Origin of the sequence: Streptomyces sp. HM190, from assembly GCF_009857135.1 — a bacterium.
Classification (GTDB): Bacteria; Actinomycetota; Actinomycetes; order Streptomycetales; family Streptomycetaceae; genus Streptomyces; species Streptomyces heilongjiangensis.
This window is the reverse complement of the sequence record NZ_CP047318.1, coordinates 6,434,046-6,450,566: the sequence shown is the minus strand read 5'-3', so window position 1 is coordinate 6,450,566 and position 16,521 is coordinate 6,434,046. Positions and strand designations below refer to the sequence as shown.

The following is a 16,521-nucleotide window of genomic DNA, read 5'->3' as shown; positions in this document are numbered from 1 at the left end:
CGGCACGCGCCGGGGGCGGCTTCGGTGTCGTGCCGGTGTGCGGGGAGCCGGCGCGCGGTCCCGCCGCGTGGAGAGCGGCGCTCGGGCGGGATCGGCGGGCGAGGGGGCGTCCAGCGTGGTCGCGGCCGGGACCGTCGCACTCCCTTCCTCCGTTCCCCGGCCCGGCGGGCAGGCCCCGGCGCGTCCGGGGTCAGCGGGTGAGCATGCTCCGCAGATCGGTGCTCTCGTCGGCGAGTGCGGACGGGTCGACGGTGACGCGGCGGTCGATGATCCTGCGGACCGTCTTGATGTCGCGGGTGCGGTCGATCGCCGCGGCGGCCACCACGCGCTCACCGCGCAGACCCAGGGCGAGGAAGGCGCCGCTGTCGACGGCTCCGCGCAGCACGGTCCGCTCGGCCTGCGCCATGGTGCCGATCGCCTCCAGCCGGGTGCCGTGCCGGTCGGACCAGAACCATGGCGCGACCGGGTCGGTGGCGGGCAGGCCGAGGATGCCGCGCGCGGCGGCCTCGCCGTCCCGCTGGGCGGCCTCCCAGTGTTCGTGGCGTGTCCGCCGGCCGGCCTCGCGGGCGACGTCGCCGACGGCGTGGACGGCGGGGTGCGAGGTGCGCCGGTCGGCGTCGACGAGGACGCCGTCGTCCACGCGCAGTCCGGCCGCCTCGGCCGGCTGCGTGGCGGGGCGGATGCCGATGCCGACCACGATCGTGTCGGCGGCCACCGTTCCGCCGTACCCGGACAGGCCGATCAGGAACCGTCGCCCTCGGCGCTCGACGCGGTCGACGGCCGCGGTGACGACGTCGATGCCCTCGGCGCGGTGGCGGTCGTGCAGCGCCGTCGCGATGTCGTCGCCGACGACCGGGGCGAGCGGCACGCCGACCGGATCGACGAGGGTGACCCGGCAGCCGAGCGTCGTGGCCACGGCGGCGGTCTCGGCCCCGATCAGCCCCGCGCCGACGACGGCGACCCGGGTGCCGGGCAGCAGCCGCTCGCGCAGCAACTGGGCGTCCTCCCAGGTGCGGAGCAGGCGGATCTCCGGGTCCGCGCCTCCGGGTACGGGCAGCGTGCGCGGTGTGCCGCCGGTGGCCAGCACGATCCGGTCGGCCGGCTCGATCACACCGTCGGCCAGTTCGACGCCCCCGGGCCGCGGCCGGATCGCCCGGACGACGGTGCCTTCCCGGAGCCGGACGCGCTGGTCGTCGTACCACTGTTCGGGGCGCAGCAGCACGTCCTCGCGGCGGTCCTTGCCGAGCAGGACGTTCTTGCTGAGCGGGGGGCGGTCGTACGGCAGGCCCCGCTCGGCCGAGTACAGCACCAGGTCGCCGTCGTAGCCGTGGGCGCGCAGGGCGTCGCACGTGGAGACGGCGGCAAGACCCGCGCCGACGACGGCGATCCGCCGGGGCGCGTTCATCCGGCGGCCCTCTGACCGGGGTACACCCAGATGGCGCCGTCGCGGACCTCGACGCGGTGGGCGGCCACGGGCAGGGTGGCGGGCATGCACTGCGGCTCGCCCGACTTCAGGCAGAACCGGGCGGCGTGCAGCGGGCATTCGACCTCGCCGTTCTCCACCCAGCCCTCCGCCAGCGACGCCTGGCCGTGGGAGCAGGTGTCGTCGAGGGCGTAGTAGGCGCCGCCGTCGTGGAAGACGGCGATGTCGGCGCCGAGTCCGGTGGTCGCGGCGGGCACGCGCAGCCCCTCGCCGTCCTCGATGTCGCCGACGGAGGCGACCTGGACGCCGGTGGTGGTGTCGCTCATGAGGCGGTGTCCTTCCCGGGGTTCTCGTGCCAGGCGGGGGTGTTCATCAGATCGCGCCAGCGGGTGTAGAACCCGCGGGCGGCGCCGTCGGAGTAGAGGCGCCCCGTGGTGCCGGGGTGGACGCCGTCCTCCTCCTGGAGGCCGAGCCCCATCTGGTAGTTGAGGGTCAGGGAGCCGGACATGAAGCCGTGGGCGGTGGCCTGGCACTCCGACCAGTTCTCGCCGTCGTCCTGCTCGAAGATGCCCGTGGGTCCGAACGTCCGCAGGTTGTAGAGCCGTTGGGCGTTCTTGACCTCGTCGGGCATCGAGCGGTCGACGAGGGTCCACGCCCAGACCTCCATCCGGTCGGGTCCCTTGGGGTGCCAGACCCGGATGGAGCCGTTGACCGGGAGGTAGGAGAAGTTGGGGAAGACGGTGGCGTGGCCCGTGGTCATCGGCCCCTCGACCCGGGTGTCGCCCAGCCGGTCGCGCAGCGCGGCGTAGTCGTACCACTCGTGCACGACCCGGTCGTCGAAGCGGCTCTTGGGATGGGTCGGGAAGCCGTGGCCGTGGCCGAGCGGGTCGGAGTACTGCCGTCCCGGGGTCTGCACGATCCCGTCCTTGGGGCCCTTGCCGTTCGGTGACATGACCATCAGCGCGGAGGCGTGCGAGATGTTGACGTGGTACCAGTCGGAGGCGAACTGCTCGGCGGCGAGCTTCCAGTTGCCCTCCAGCACCCACTTGTGGACGCCGCCGACGACCTCGGTGCCCTCCGGGTCGCGGTCGAGCATGGCGTCCATGTACCAGGTCATGCCGCCCAGCGCCTCGGTGAGCGGGGGTGCCTCGGGGTTGAAGGTGGCGAAGACCAGCCCCTTGTAGGTGTCGAGCTGCGCGACCTCGACGAGCCCCCAGCTGTCCTGCTCGAAGCGGTCCGGGTAGTCGCCCTGGTTGGGGACGTTGACGAGCTTGCCCGAGGTGTCGTACGACCAGCCGTGGTAGCTGCAGGTGAACGCCTTGGCGGCGCCCGCGTCGGCGCGGCAGATCCGCATGCCGCGGTGGCGGCAGGCGTTGAGGAAGGCGCGGATCCGGCGGTCGCGGCCCAGGACGACGATGACCGGGTCCTCGCCCATGTACGTGGTGAAGAAGTCGCCGGGTCGCCGGAACTGGCTCTCGTGGGCGAGGAACAGCCAGCTCGGTGCGAAGACGCGGCGCAGTTCCTGCCGGTACAGGGACGGGTCGCTGAAGACGGTGCGGTCGACGAGCCCGTTGTCCAGGTCGAAGTACGCGCCCACGTCGGCGGACGGGTGCGGAACGCGGGCGAGACGATCCATCGGCCGCGCTGGCGTGGATGTCATCGGTGGTGCTCCTCGGCGTCGGTCGGGTCGAGGCGGCGGAGCGATCGGCTCGGTCGCACGGTGTCTTCCGTTCTGTTCGTTCTCGGTCGAGTGCGGTTCGTCCGCGGTCGTGGGGGGCGTCGGGCGGGCTCACCGCGGTCGCGGGGGTCGTCGGGCGGGCTCACGGGACGGCCGGAGCCGGCCCGGGTACAGGAGACGCGGGGTGAGGGCGTGCGGCCCAGCCGGTGTGCCGGAGCGCGGCACACCGAGATGTCCGATGGGTGCGCGGTCCGGCCCGTTTACAACCCCGAAACTGTCTTCTATGTTGGACGCGCGTCCACTTTGGTTACCACGCCAGCATCGCCGGGAGCCCCCCATGTCTGTCCACTCCCCCACGTCAGAGCGCCCCCACAGCCCGCCTCGCAGCCCGGTCGGCGTCCTGCCCGACCAGCGGACCGCGGTGGACAAGGCCCTGGTCCTCCTCAAGTCGCTCGCGGACCAGGACGGTGAGATCGGTGTGAGCGAGCTGGCCCGGCGCAGCGGTCTGACGAAGTCGACGACGTTCCGGCTGCTCGGCATCCTGCAGCGCAACGACATGGTCGAGCGCGTCGGCAGCGACTACCGGCTGGGCGCCCGGCTCTTCGACATCGGCGACCGGGTGTACGGCCCGGTCTCGGCACAGCTGCGGGAACGGCTGCTGCCGCACCTCGCCGACCTGTACGTCCTGACCCAGGAGACCGTGCATCTCGCGGTGCTGCGCGACACCGACATCGTGTACGTCAACAAGATCCACGGGCACCGCGCGACCCGCTGCCCCTCCCGCATCGGCGCCCGGCTGCCCGCCTACTGCACCGCTGTCGGCAAGGCGCTGCTGGCCTTCGACCACGACGCCGCGGAGGCCGCCGTCCTCGCTGGGCTGCCGCGGCTCACCGAGTACACCATCACCGACCCGGCCACCTTCCGTGCCGAGCTGGGCCACATCCGGCGCACCGGCATCGCGTACGACCGCCAGGAGGCCGCCCACGGCCTCACCTGCGTCGCCGTGCCGATCATGGGGCCGGCCGGGCGGCCGGTCGCCGCGTTCTCGGTCGCGGGCGCCGATCACCGCTTCGACAAGGCCCGGTTCGCTCCGGCGCTGCGCCGGGTGGCCTACGAGGCGACGCGGGCCGTCGCGGCGCTCGCCAGGGCACAGCAGGCGACGGCACTGATCTGACGGGGGCGGGCCCGTCAGCGCGGGGCGTCTCCGTGGGTGCGCTGGGAGGTCGACGTCCCGGGGTGCACGCGGGGCACACTGACGACGATGTGCACCAGACTCTCCCCTTCCAGGGACTCGTACGCATGGGGGCGGTCGCCCGGGTAGCGCACGAAGTCACCCGCGGACAGCTCCACGGGGCTGTCGACGGGCCCGACCCGCACCCGGCCACTGACGACGTAGAGGTGCTCCAGCGTGCCCACCGGATGCGACTCGGCCGTCCGGCTCGCTCCGCCCCGTTCCTCGATGCGCACCAGGTAGTTCTCGATGACACCGGAACCGTAGACGTGGTCGAGGGCCCGGGAGGCGTACCCGTCGCGTTCGGTCCAGACGACGTCGGCGCCGCGCTGGACCGTCATCACCTGCTCCCGCTCGGCCACCAGCCTGGTCACCGGGACGCCCAGTGCCGTCGAGATCGAAAACAAGGTGTCCACGGTGGGATTGCCCGCACCCTGCTCCAGCTTGGACAGCGTCTGCTTGGCGAGCCCTGCCTGCCGGCTCAGCTCGGCCAGGGACAGACCCCGCTGCTCTCTGAGGAGCCGCACGTTCCGTGCGACCACTTCGTTTCCTGAGGACACGACACCACTCTAAGCGGGCAGACAGGTGGCGGGACATGGTGCCCGAGGGCACTCCGCCTCGCCGCTCACCCCCTGGGTCCCCCCGCCGTCCTGCGCCTCGGTGCCCCCCGTCCGGGCCCGGCCTCGGTGCCCCGTCCGGGCCCGGCCTCGGTGCCCCGTCCGGGCGCGGCCTCGGTGCCCCCGGCCGGGCGCGGCCTCGGTGCCCCCGGCCGGGCGCGGCCTCGGTGCGCCCGGCCGGGCTCCGGCGGCGGTTCCCCGGCCGACGCCTCTGCCTCGACCTCGCCGCCGCCTCACACGGCGGGAGCGTCCGTCGCGCGCACTCGGCGGGCCCCGTCGCGACCGCGCTCCCCCCTCACCAGCCTCACCAGCCTCACCAGCCCCACATTCCCCACGAGCCCGCCCCATAGGCCCCACAGGCCCCACAGGCCCCACAGGCCCCAGCGTCCACCCCTGCGTCCGCCCCGCCGAGACAACCCGGATCGCCCGCCGCGCGCGGGGCCGACGGGACGACGCCGCCTCCGCTCGGAGGGCTCTCGGCGATCGCGCCGGAAATCCGCGACGGGCCCGGGAATCCGTGGCGGGACCGGGGCGCCGCCCCCGCCAGGTGTCGGTGGAAGTCAGCACCCGTGGGGCGCACGCCCGTCTCAGCCGGTCCAGCCCTGTGCACGCAGGACCGCGGCGACGTCGGGCGCCCTGTAGTGGTCGCCCTTGAGAACCTTGCCGTCGGCGCGGCGGGCGACGCGGCCGTCAGGACCCAGCTTGGTCATGTTGGAGCGGTGGATCTCGGCGATCACCGCGTCGAGGTCGATGCCGTGGACGAGGGCGGTGCCGTACGCCACGTACACGACGTCGGCGAGTTCGTGCGCCAGCCGGTCGAGCGGGCCGCCGACCGCCACCTCGGCGACCTCGGCCGCCTCCTCGGCCAGCAGTTCGCCGCGGTGGGCGGCCAGCTCCGGTGCGACCTCGGTCGGCTCGGCACGGACGTCGAGACCGAAGGCGCGGTGGAACTCACGGACGAGACGGGCGGGAGAGGAACTCATCCGCCGACCCTATCGACCACCGGGACCCGTCACCCCAACCTCCCTGCTCCCATGAGACTCTGACGTCGCATCAGCAACGCGGGGGGTGGCGTCAGGGACGGGACCCGACTCCGTACCCTCCGTTGAGTCTTCAAGTACCCCTTCTGAGCGATCGAGGACCGAACGTGAGCGTTCCCCCCACCTCCCCCTCCCGTCGGACCACGTCCCGCGTGGCCCGACGCACCTTGCTCGGCGCCGCGGGCGCGGTCGCCGCGGGCGCGGTCGCCGCGGGTGCCGTGATCGCGCCGCCGGTGCTGGCCGCGACCGGCGACTCCGAGCGCGCCGCGGCCGGCCCGGACGACACGGGCGACACGGGCGACACGGGCGACGGCACGACGACCGAGACCTTCCCCCGGACCCGCGCCGAGGCGGCCAACGGTGAAGGGCCCGTGGAGACCGCCTTCCCCATCGGCTACGTCGGTGTCACCTGGGACAGCACGGACGAGACCACCGGCGGCGGCATCCGGCTCCGGGACGCCGACGGCGGCCGGGGCACCTGGGAGCCGCTCGGCGACGGCGGCTGCTCCGTGGCCAACGGCGGCGGCGTTCTGATCGCCGCCGGCCAGGCCGCCGGCTACGAGCTGAGGGCGCCCGACGGCGCCACCGGTCTGCGCTCGCTCGCGCTCGACACCCGGCACGGGCCGGGCCGGAAGGTGCGGGTGCCGACCGACCCGACCCGGGTCCGCGGTGTCGAGTACCTCTCGCGGGCCGCGTGGGGCGCCGACGAGAAGCTGCGGTTCAAGGCGGACGGCACGGAGAACTCGCCGACCGCGTTCTACCCGTTCCAGACCGTCACCGTGCACCACACGGCCATGGCCAACGACGACCCGGACCCGGCCGCCACCGTCCGCGCGATCTACCAGCTGCACGCCGTCACCAACGACTGGGGCGACATCGGCTACCACTTCCTCGTCGACGAGGAGGGGCGCGTCTACGAGGGCCGCTACTCCGGCGACGACGGCATGCCCGCGCACGACAAGGACGGCAAGGTGGTGACCGCCTTCCACGTCGGCGGCTTCAACTCCGGGAACCTCGGCATCGCGTTGCTCGGCACCTTCACCGAGCAGGGCCCGACGGAACCGGCCCGCGACGCGCTCACCCGGCTGGTCCGCGCCCTGGTCCGGCTGCACGGCGTGGACCCGCTGGCCCGGGTGACGTATACGAACCCGGTCAACGGCGTGCGGAAGGAGGTACCGGAGATCAGCGGGCACCAGGACTGGATGGCGACCGAGTGCCCGGGCGCGGTCATGTACCAGGAGCTGGACCGACTGCGCACTTCGGTGGCCGCGGCGCGCCGCTGAGCCGCACGCCGGTGGGCGCCGCGCGCGGCCTGCGGGTCCGCGCGCGCGTCACCCCGTGTCACGACCCGGCACCGGATGGTCCCGAACCTGGCCGCCCGTCCGGTGACCTGGCAGGATCTCGCGCATGGTCCAGGTATTCCCCCGCATCGGCGGGCGTCGCGCGCTCCTGGGCTCGGCGGCCGCTCTGGTGGTCCTCGGGCTGCTGGCGTGGTGGCTCTGGCCGCGTGAGGCACCCCCGAGCGGGACGATCAGCCTCAGCACCGGAGCCCCCCAGGGCGTCTATCAGGAGTACGGCAAGCTGCTGCGGGACTCCGTCGGCGGGGACATGCCCGACCTGAGGATCGACCTGGAGAGCAGCAACGGATCCCAGACGAACGTGGCCCGCGTCGCCACCGGGGAGTCGGACTTCGCCATCGCCGCCGCCGACGCCGTGCAGACCTATGTGGACCAGGGCAAGCCCGGTGCGGACAAGCTGCGCGGCCTCGCCCGTCTGTACGACGACTATGTGCAGCTGATCGTCCCCGCCACCTCGCCCGTCCAGCGGGTCGCCGACCTGAAGGGCAAGCGGGTCGCCGTGGGGCCCGAGGGGTCGGGGGTGCGGCTGATAGCGGGGCGTGTGCTCTCCGCCGACGGGCTGGACATCGACAAGGACATCGAGGCGCGCAGCGACACCATCAGGACGGGCCCCGACGCCCTGCGCGAGGGAAGGATCGACGCCTTCTTCTGGTCGGGCGGACTGCCCACGAAGGGCATCGCCGACCTGGCGAAGAAGTACGCGTACGAGTTCCGCTTCGTGCCGCTCGAGAGCGCACTCGTGGCGCAGCTGCACGAACAGGGCTCGGTCTACAGCCACTACCGCGCGTCCGTGATGCCGGCCGACGCCTACCCGACCATCCTCCGGGGCTCCACCGTGCCCACGATCACCGTGGCGAACCTGCTGATCACCCGTGAGGACACGGATCCCCGGCTGACCCAGTGGCTGACCCGCCTGGTCATCAAGAGCAGGGACAGGATCGGCAAGAAGGTCCACGCGGCCCAGCTGGTGGACCTGCGCACGGCGATCTACACCGACCCGCTGCCGCTGCACGAGGGCGCGAAACGCTACTACCAGTCCGTCAAGCCGTAGCCGACCGACAGCGCGGCAGACCGAACCACAGACAGAACAGCAGACAGAACAGCAGAGCCACGGACAGAGCCACAGACGGGGCCGCCCGGCCGGTCGCGCCGATCGTGCCGGTCGCGCCGGTCAGTTCTGCGGGCGGTTCCGTGGCACCGTCACCGTCACCTTCAGGCCGTGCGGCTGGTGGTGGGCGTACGCGATGGAGCCGCCGCCCGCTGCTATCAGGGCCCGGGAGATGGAGAGCCCGAGGCCCGAGCCCTTGATGTTCTGGTGGGCCGTGCTGCGCCAGAAGCGGTCGCCGACGCGTCCCAGTTCGTCGTCGCTGAGACCGGGGCCGCCGTCGGTGACGACGATCGTGCAGTCCGGGCCGTTCGGGGCGACCGCGACCTCGACGCGCTCACCGGCGGGCGTGAACTTCAGGGCGTTGTCGATCACCGCGTCCAGGGCGCTGGACAGGGCGACCGGGTCGACCCAGGCGGTGGTGGCCGGGCAGGTGCCGACCAGTGTCACGCCCTTGTCCTCGGCGAGCGGCGACCAGGAGGCGACGCGCTCGGCGGCCAGCTCCCCCACGTCGGTGAGCCGGAGATCGGACTCGGCGTGCTCGGCGAGCGCCAGGTCGAGCAGATCGTCGAGGACCTGCGCGAGACGCTTGCCCTCGGTGCGGACGGAGGCGATCTCCTCGTTGCCCTCGGGCAGTTCCAGGGCGAGGAGGTCGATGCGCAGCAGCAGCGCGGCGAGCGGGTTGCGCAGTTGGTGGGAGGCGTCGGCGACGAACGCCCGCTGCTGCTCCAGGACGTCCTCGACGTTGTCCGCCATCTCGTTGAACGACCGTGCCAGGCGCCTGAGTTCGGGCGGTCCGCTGGCGACGGCGACCCGTGACTTCAGCCGTCCGGAGGCGATGGCGTGGGTGGTGGTGTCGAGGACGCGTACGGGTTTGAGGACCCAGCCGGTCAGACGCAGCGCGGCGCCGAGGGCGAGCAGCATCGCGGCGATCTCGCCCGCGCCGATGATCAGCCAGCCGCGCAGGATCTTGGAGCGCATCTGGCCGGTGGGCGAGTCGGTGACGACCACGGCGACGACGTCGCCGTCGCGGATGACCGGGGAGGCGACCACGAGCCGGCCGCGCTGCCACGGCCACACCTGCTCCGGGTCGTGCGGACGCCGCCCCAGCAGCGCCTCGTCGAACGCGTCCTTGCCCTCACCGGACTCCGGCACGTTCCAGCCCACGGGGGCGTTGGCCATGGGCCGTCGGTTGTCGTCGCGGTAGAAGACGCCGGCCTTGATGCCGTACACACTGTGGTACTGCTCCAGCTCCCGCTGGAGGGTCTCCCGGCGGCCGTCGCCGGAGGTGTCGTCGGTCCGGGACCGGGTCGGGGACTCGGTGACGAACTGCGCGAGGGCCGCGAAGCGCGCGGTGTCGTCGATGCGGTCGACGACGACCTCCTGCTGGCGCGCCGCCGCCAGGCTCACCGCCAGCGGGATGCCGAGGGCCAGCAGCACGGCGGCCATCAGGACGATGAGCAGCGGAAGAAGACGAGTGCGCACGCGGGAACGCTACGGCGTCGGGGTCACCAGCCGGTAGCCGACCCCGCGCACGGTCTCGATCAGGGCGGGCATGCGCAGCTTCGACCGCAGGGAGGCGACGTGTACTTCGAGGGTGCGTCCGGTCCCCTCCCAACTGGTCCGCCACACCTCGCTGATGATCTGTTCCCGGCGGAACACGACTCCGGGGCGCTGGGCCAGCAGGGCGAGGAGATCGAACTCCTTGCGGGTCAGCTGGACGACCGCGCCGTCCACGCTGACCTGCCGGGTGGGCAGCTCGATGAGCACCGGGCCGAGGCGCAGCCCGGTGTCGCCGGGGGTCGCGGACTCCTCGGGGACCCGGCGCCGCGCGACGGCGTGGATGCGGGCCAGCAGCTCACCGGTGTCGTACGGCTTGACCACGTAGTCGTCGGCCCCGAGGTTGAGGCCGTGGATGCGGGAACGCACGTCGGAGCGGGCGGTCACCATGATCACCGGGATGCTGGTGCGCTTGCGGATCTTGCCGCAGACCTCGTAGCCGTCCTGGTCGGGCAGACCGAGGTCGAGCAGGACGACGCCGAAGCCGGCGCCCTCCGGGACGAGCGCCTGGAGGGCCTCCTCGCCGCTGCGGGCATGGGTGACGTCGAAGCCGTGCCTGGCCAGGACCGCGGACAGCGCGGCCGCGACGTGGTTGTCGTCCTCGACGAGGAGCAGCCTCATTCCGGCCCCCTCCGGTTGGGTCGGGTATACGTATGACGGTCGTACGTTCGGTCATGCATACGGTCTCGGCTGGCCCACCTTACGCGCACCCCGTCCGGCGCCGGGTCTCCCGACGTCCGGGCCCGGGACTCCCGGGAGCGAGAGTCCCGGACCCGCAGGGGCACGAGCCGCCGGGCGCTCAGAGGTGTGGCGGAAGGCGGGCGGGGACCCGGCCGCCTTCCCGCCCACATGGGCAGTGACACCGATGACGGAGGACGCCGTCAAGGCCGTACGGGTTCCGCGGGGGTTCCGTTACCCAGCCGAAACGCCCTGGCGCGGCTCGGCTACGCGCAGTGCCCGACTGCTACCGGATCGTTATGCTCAATTTCCCCTCAGATGTAATGACGCTGGTCGTCGCGGGTCACTACTGTCCTCCGAAACCGAGGAGGACGGAGCCAGAAAGCGATGACCGAAGTTTCGGTGGTCAAGGACGCGGTGCCCGCGGCCGACGACCTGGTCGTCCTGAAGAGCGTCAACAAGCACTTCGGCGCGTTGCACGTACTCCAGGACATCGATCTGACGATCACCAGGGGCGAGGTCGTCGTGGTGATCGGACCCTCCGGGTCCGGCAAGTCCACCCTGTGCCGCACCATCAACCGGCTGGAGTCGATCGACTCCGGCGACATCCTGATCGACGGCAAGCCGCTGCCCGCCGAGGGCAAGGCGCTCGCCCGCCTGCGGGCCGACGTCGGCATGGTGTTCCAGTCGTTCAACCTCTTCGCGCACAAGACCGTGCTCGAGAACGTGATGCTGGGCCAGCTGAAGGTCCGCAAGGCCGACAAGAAGCAGGCCGAGGAGAAGGCACGGAACCTGCTCGACCGGGTCGGCGTGGGCACGCAGGCGGACAAGTACCCCGCGCAGCTCTCGGGTGGTCAGCAGCAGCGCGTCGCGATCGCCCGGGCGCTGGCCATGGACCCGAAGGTCATGCTGTTCGACGAGCCGACCTCGGCCCTCGACCCCGAGATGATCAACGAGGTCCTGGAGGTCATGCAGCAACTCGCCCGCGACGGCATGACCATGGTCGTGGTCACCCACGAGATGGGCTTCGCCCGCTCGGCCGCCAACCGCGTGGTCTTCATGGCCGACGGCCGCATCGTCGAAGAGGCCGTGCCGGACCAGTTCTTCAGCAACCCGCGCAGCGACCGGGCCAAGGACTTCCTTTCCAAGATCCTGCACCACTGACCACCCGACGGGGCCGGTCCCGGCCACAGGCACCCGCACCACGACGGTCCGCTTGTTCACCAGTCAAAGGATGTTCACCATGAAGCTTCGCAAGGTCTCCGCCGCAGCGGCCACCGCCCTCGTCCTCGCCCTGACCGCCACGGCCTGCGGCGGCGGCGACAACGACGACAGCGGTTCGGACAGCGGCTCGGGCGGCGGCAAGAAGATCAAGATCGGCATCAAGTACGACCAGCCGGGCCTCGGTCTGAAGGAGCCCGACGGCACGTTCTCCGGCTTCGACGTGGACGTGGCCACCTACGTCGCCAAGGAACTCGGCTACGAGCCCGACCAGATCGACTTCGTGGAGACGAAAAGCGCCGACCGTGAGAACGCGCTGGCCCGCGGCGACGTCAAGTTCATCGCGGCGACCTACTCGATCAACGACGAGCGCGCGAAGAAGGTCGACTTCGCCGGCCCGTACCTGCTCGCCCACCAGGACCTGCTGGTGAAGGCGGACTCGGACATCGCCAAGGGCACGGACCTCAACGGCAAGAAGCTGTGCTCGGTGACCGGTTCGACCTCGGCGCAGAACGTCAAGGACACGATCGCCCCGAAGGCGCAGCTGCGTACGAACAGCGGCTACTCGGAGTGCGTCGCCGCCCTCCAGAGCGGCGCCGTGGACGCGCTGACCACGGACGACTCGATCCTCGCGGGCTACGCCGCGCAGGAGCAGTACAAGGGCAAGTTCAAGCTCGCGGGTCTGAAGCTCAGCAACGAGAACTACGGCATCGGCGTCAAGAAGGGTGACACCGCGACCGTGGACAAGATCAACGCCGCTCTGGAGAAGATGGTCGGCGACGGCTCCTGGGAGAAGGCGGTCAAGGAGAACTTCGGTCCGGCCGGCTACCAGAACGAGCCCGCCCCGAAGATCGGCGACATCGTCAAGTAAGCGGGACTCCGCGACCACCGCGGCTCTCGCACACGTGCCGCCGCCCCGCCGTGAGGCGCGGCGGGGCGGCGGCACGCTGCGCCTGCACCTACGCCAGACACCCGGAAGCGCGGGAGACAGTGTTCGACTTCCTTTCAAACTATGACGACCCGAGCCTGTTGGGTGCCTTCTGGATGACGGTCAAACTCACCGTCTTCTCGGCCGTCGGCTCTCTGGTCTGGGGGACCATGCTGGCCGCCATGCGTGTCAGCCCGGTCCCTCTGATGCGCGGCTTCGGTACCGCGTACGTGAACCTCGTGCGGAACATCCCGCTGACCGTCATCATCGTCTTCACCTCGCTCGGCCTCGCCGACATCTTCGGCATGACGATGGGCGCACCCGACGACTTCAAGGTCCAGAACTTCCGGCTCGCCGTCCTCGGCTTCGTCGCCTACACGGCGGCGTTCGTCTGCGAGGCGATCCGGTCCGGCATCAACACGGTGCCCGTGGGTCAGGCCGAGGCGGCGCGCGCCATCGGACTGAGCTTCGGACAGGTGCTGCGCCTCATCGTGCTGCCGCAGGCGTTCCGTGCGGTCATCGGGCCGCTGGCCAACGTGCTGATCGCGCTGACCAAGAACACCACGGTGGCAGCCGCGATCGGTGTGGCGGAAGCCGCCTACCTCATGAAGGAAATGATCGAGAACGAGGCACAGACCCTGCTCATCGGCGCGGTCTTCGCCTTCGGATTCGTGGTGTTGACCCTGCCCACCGGCCTCTTCCTCGGCTGGCTGAGCAAGCGACTGGCGGTGAAGCGATGAGTTCCGTCCTCTACGACGCTCCCGGCCCCCGGGCCAAGCTGCGCAACAAGATCCTCACTGTGCTCTTCGTCATCCTGCTGGCCCTGGTCGCCTGGTGGGTGTGGCTGAAGATGGACGACAAGAGCCAGCTGGAGTGGAGCCTCTGGGAGCCCTTCACCACCTCCCAGGCGTGGACCACCTATCTGCTGCCCGGCCTCGCCGACACGCTCAAGGCCGCGGGCCTGGCCATGGTGATCTCCCTCCCCCTGGGTGGGCTCTTCGGTATCGCGCGGCTGTCCGACCACACATGGGTCCGGGTTCCGGCGGGCGTCGTGGTGGAGTTCTTCCGGTCGATCCCCGTGCTGCTGCTGATGCTGTTCGCCAACGAGGTATTCGCCCGCTCGACGGACGTCAGCACCGAGGACCGGCCGATGTTCGCGGTCGTCACCGGCCTGGTGCTCTACAACGCCTCGGTCCTCGCCGAGGTCGTCCGCGCCGGCATCCTCGCCCTGCCCAAGGGGCAGACGGAGGCGGCCCAGGCGATCGGCCTGCGCAAGGGCCAGACGATGTCCACCATCCTGCTGCCGCAGGCCGTGACCGTGATGCTGCCCGCCATCGTGAGCCAGCTCGTGGTCATCGTGAAGGACACCGCCCTCGGTGGTGTGATGCTCCAGTTCACCGATCTGCTCAACGCGCGCAGCACACTGGCCGCCAACTACGGCAACGTCGTCCAGAGCTTCGTCGTCGTGGCGATCATCTACATCATCGTGAACTTCATCATCACCAGCTTCGCGGGCTGGCTGGAGCAGCGGCTGCGGCGCGGCAAGAAGTCGACCGGAGCGGTCATCCCGACCGCCGCCGTCGGGGGCACGACGGCCACCGGCGGGGAAGGCGGCGGTGCACCCGGGCTCGGCACGTACGTGGAGAAGCGGGACACCTGACGAGTGGTCGGGTGCCATCCGTCCGGACGGCGCCCGAGTCGGGCGGCGTGGGAGGCAGTGGCGGTCATGCCACTGCCTCCCACGCTGTCCGGGACAGTCGGCGACCACGTCCGGTATTCCCTCTCCCTGGCGGGCGCCGACACATCACCACAGGCCGACGCCGTGAGCGATCCGAGTACACCTCGGCCCTCCGCGCTCGGCCGTCACTTGACGCAAGCACCGGCAATGGGTTGCATACGTTCTGTGATCGTGCACCCTGCTCCAACTTCTTGTTCACCTACGTCCTCCAGGACGCCGTCGCGGGCAGGGGGCGCCGCGCCGTGGACCCGGTGATCATTGTCGGGGCGGGGCCCGTGGGGCTTGCGCTCGCGCTGGCGTTGGCGCGTCAGGACGTGCCGTCCGTGGTCCTCGACGAGGGGCCGGGGAAGGACGAGCAGCGGCTCGCGCGGACGGTCGTGCTCCAGGAGGACACGGCCGCCCTGCTGGAACGATTGTCCGGCGTCCCGCTCACGGAAGGGGGATATCGCTGGACCGGATGGCGGTCGATGCGGCGCAAGCAGACGGTGCGTCAGGTCCGGTTCGGGGAAGTCGGCCCCGAGGAGCCCGACGGCGCCGCCCGGAATGCGGCGAAGGGCTCCCGCAACGGTGCCGAGGACACCGTCGAGGGCTCCGCCGGCCCGCCCCCGCTCCACATCCCCCAGCACGTCCTGACCACCGCGCTGCGCGGGGCGATCGCCGAGGAGCGCCTCGTCAAGATCGCCGTGGAAAGCCGCGTGGACGCCGTCGAACAGGAGGCGTCCGGGGTCACGGCTCATACACGCGGCCCCAAGAGCACCTGGTGGCGGGGGAGTTATCTGGTGGGCTGCGACGGTCCGCGGTCCACCGTGCGCAAGCTCCAGGACATCCGCTTCCCGGGCCGTACCGCCGTGGAACGGCACGCCGTGGCGGCGCTGCGCGTGGAACTCCCGTGGCCGGGCGAAGCATTGCTGCACCGCATGCCGCCGTGGCGGATGTCGGGCCCCTCCGGCGGTGAGGTGACGGCCCGTCCGCTCGACGACGGCATCTGGCGACTGGACTGGCTGCTGCCGCCGGGCAAGGACCTCGTCACCCCCGAACTCCTCGTGACCCGTGTCCGGGAGACCCTCGCGGGCTGGTCGGGGGGCTCCACACCGCCGTACGAACTGTTGGACACCGGTGTGCACACCGTCCACCACCGGCTCGCCCGGCGGTGGCGGGTGGGCCGGGTCCTCCTCGCCGGGGACGCCGCCCACCTGCTCGGCGCGCTCGGTACGCAGGGCCTGGACGAAGGGCTCCGCGACGCCGACAACCTCGCCTGGAAACTGGCGCTGGCCTGGCACCACGGCCCGCACGAGGCACTGCTCAACAGCTACCAGGCGGAACGCCGCGCGGTCGTCGCCGCCCGGCTGCGCGCCGCCGACCAGGCGTTGCCCCTGCTGCGCGGTGGCAAGGGGCTGCGTTCCTACGTCCCCGGTTCGGGCCGGGGCCACGACGCGCTGCTCGCCGACGCCCACCTGGGGCGCGGCCCGCTGGGCGCGCCGGGGGCGTACACCGACTCACCGCTCATGGCTCCGCACACTGCCTCCGAGGTGCCGATCGACACGCCGCCGGGTGCCCAGGTCGTCGATGTCCAGGTGACCGCCGAGGACGGCACGTTCGTACCGCTGCGGAACCGGCTCGGGCGGGGCGCGCTGCTGGTGGTGCTGGTCGCGCCGGGGACCGGGGTGTGGGAGCGCAAGCACTGGGTGAGCGCCGGGATCATGCCCCGGCTCGCGGCGGCGGTGTCCGCCCTGCCGCACTCCGCCGAGCTACTGGTGGCCGAGAGCTACCCGGGCGCGGCCGCCCACACCGTGCTCCTCGTCCGCCCCGACGGCCACCTCGTCACAGCCCTGAACGGTGTGCGCCCGGCCGATCTGTACGCGGCGGCGGAGGCGGCCCTGGGCGGGGCGAAGCAGCAGCCCGAGTCCACGGAGGCGACCGCGGCATCGCACTGAGCGGCTGGGC

At 71.7% G+C, this 16,521-nt stretch carries 15 protein-coding genes; 8 read left to right on the top strand and 7 right to left on the bottom strand.

What is annotated here, in order from left to right; translation table 11 throughout:
- Window positions 1-190 precede the first annotated feature (190 nt).
- Genes GSY65_RS27625 through GSY65_RS27615 form a run of 3 tightly spaced genes read right to left on the bottom strand, consistent with a single transcriptional unit; the run spans window position 191 to window position 3,083 of the window.
- Complete coding sequence (locus GSY65_RS27625) at window positions 191-1,405, bottom strand: NAD(P)/FAD-dependent oxidoreductase (RefSeq protein ID WP_159773708.1); 1,215 nt, start codon at window positions 1,403-1,405, stop codon at window positions 191-193.
- A complete protein-coding gene (locus GSY65_RS27620) occupies window positions 1,402-1,749 on the bottom strand; it encodes a bifunctional 3-phenylpropionate/cinnamic acid dioxygenase ferredoxin subunit (RefSeq protein ID WP_159773706.1) in 348 nt (115 codons plus the stop codon). Before GSY65_RS27620 ends, GSY65_RS27625 begins: the two co-directional genes overlap by 4 nt.
- Window positions 1,746-3,083, bottom strand: a complete 1,338-nt coding sequence (locus tag GSY65_RS27615) for an aromatic ring-hydroxylating dioxygenase subunit alpha (RefSeq protein WP_159773704.1) — start codon at window positions 3,081-3,083, stop codon at window positions 1,746-1,748. The genes GSY65_RS27620 and GSY65_RS27615 overlap by 4 nt, the downstream gene beginning before the upstream one ends.
- Window positions 3,084-3,438: 355 nt before the next feature.
- Here GSY65_RS27615 and GSY65_RS27610 point away from each other — a divergent pair, with 355 nt between their 5' ends.
- The gene (locus tag GSY65_RS27610; protein ID WP_159773702.1) at window positions 3,439-4,275 is read left to right on the top strand and encodes an IclR family transcriptional regulator; all 837 of its coding nucleotides are present in this window, start codon (window positions 3,439-3,441) and stop codon (window positions 4,273-4,275) included.
- Between the two features lie 14 nt (window positions 4,276-4,289).
- Here the strand turns inward: GSY65_RS27610 and GSY65_RS27605 are convergent, their stop codons facing one another.
- Both GSY65_RS27605 and GSY65_RS27600 read right to left on the bottom strand, forming a co-directional pair.
- Window positions 4,290-4,892, bottom strand: a complete 603-nt coding sequence (locus GSY65_RS27605) for a helix-turn-helix domain-containing protein (RefSeq protein ID WP_236580090.1) — start codon at window positions 4,890-4,892, stop codon at window positions 4,290-4,292.
- Between the two features lie 644 nt (window positions 4,893-5,536).
- Window positions 5,537-5,932 (bottom strand): MazG nucleotide pyrophosphohydrolase domain-containing protein, encoded by a 396-nt coding sequence (locus tag GSY65_RS27600; RefSeq protein WP_159773700.1) that lies wholly within the window; start codon window positions 5,930-5,932, stop codon window positions 5,537-5,539.
- Between the two features lie 209 nt (window positions 5,933-6,141).
- Here GSY65_RS27600 and GSY65_RS27595 point away from each other — a divergent pair, with 209 nt between their 5' ends.
- Together GSY65_RS27595 and GSY65_RS27590 are read left to right on the top strand one after the other, a co-directional pair.
- A complete protein-coding gene (locus GSY65_RS27595) occupies window positions 6,142-7,272 on the top strand; it encodes a peptidoglycan recognition protein family protein (protein ID WP_236580089.1) in 1,131 nt (376 codons plus the stop codon).
- Between the two features lie 124 nt (window positions 7,273-7,396).
- Window positions 7,397-8,398 (top strand): TAXI family TRAP transporter solute-binding subunit, encoded by a 1,002-nt coding sequence (locus GSY65_RS27590; RefSeq protein ID WP_159773696.1) that lies wholly within the window; start codon window positions 7,397-7,399, stop codon window positions 8,396-8,398.
- A gap of 120 nt (window positions 8,399-8,518) precedes the next feature.
- Here GSY65_RS27590 and GSY65_RS27585 read toward each other — a convergent pair whose 3' ends face one another.
- Together GSY65_RS27585 and GSY65_RS27580 are read right to left on the bottom strand one after the other, a co-directional pair.
- Entirely contained in the window at window positions 8,519-9,937 is a 1,419-nt protein-coding gene (locus tag GSY65_RS27585) for a sensor histidine kinase (RefSeq protein WP_159773694.1), read from the bottom strand.
- 9 nt (window positions 9,938-9,946) lie between these two features.
- Window positions 9,947-10,633: a response regulator transcription factor gene (locus GSY65_RS27580; protein WP_159773692.1), complete on the bottom strand. Its 687-nt coding sequence runs from the start codon at window positions 10,631-10,633 to the stop codon at window positions 9,947-9,949.
- A 444-nt stretch (window positions 10,634-11,077) separates the two neighbouring features.
- On the opposite strand from GSY65_RS27580, the gene GSY65_RS27575 reads away from it, so the two are divergent.
- The 5 genes from GSY65_RS27575 to GSY65_RS27555 all read left to right on the top strand — a co-directional run bounded on the left by GSY65_RS27575 (window position 11,078) and on the right by GSY65_RS27555 (window position 16,511).
- Complete coding sequence (locus tag GSY65_RS27575) at window positions 11,078-11,854, top strand: amino acid ABC transporter ATP-binding protein (RefSeq protein ID WP_055538937.1); 777 nt, start codon at window positions 11,078-11,080, stop codon at window positions 11,852-11,854.
- Window positions 11,855-11,933: 79 nt separating this feature from the next.
- Window positions 11,934-12,782 (top strand): glutamate ABC transporter substrate-binding protein, encoded by an 849-nt coding sequence (locus GSY65_RS27570; RefSeq protein ID WP_201452687.1) that lies wholly within the window; start codon window positions 11,934-11,936, stop codon window positions 12,780-12,782.
- 119 nt (window positions 12,783-12,901) lie between these two features.
- On the top strand, window positions 12,902-13,579 hold the full coding sequence (locus GSY65_RS27565; protein ID WP_159773688.1) for an amino acid ABC transporter permease: 678 nt from the start codon (window positions 12,902-12,904) through the stop codon (window positions 13,577-13,579).
- Window positions 13,576-14,499 carry an amino acid ABC transporter permease gene (locus GSY65_RS27560; RefSeq protein WP_159773686.1) on the top strand — a complete coding sequence of 308 codons (924 nt, stop codon included), beginning with the start codon at window positions 13,576-13,578 and terminating at the stop codon, window positions 14,497-14,499. Before GSY65_RS27565 ends, GSY65_RS27560 begins: the two co-directional genes overlap by 4 nt.
- Before the next feature lie 320 nt (window positions 14,500-14,819).
- On the top strand, window positions 14,820-16,511 hold the full coding sequence (locus tag GSY65_RS27555) for an FAD-dependent monooxygenase (RefSeq protein ID WP_159776446.1): 1,692 nt from the start codon (window positions 14,820-14,822) through the stop codon (window positions 16,509-16,511).
- The last annotated feature ends 10 nt before the right edge of the window (window positions 16,512-16,521 follow it).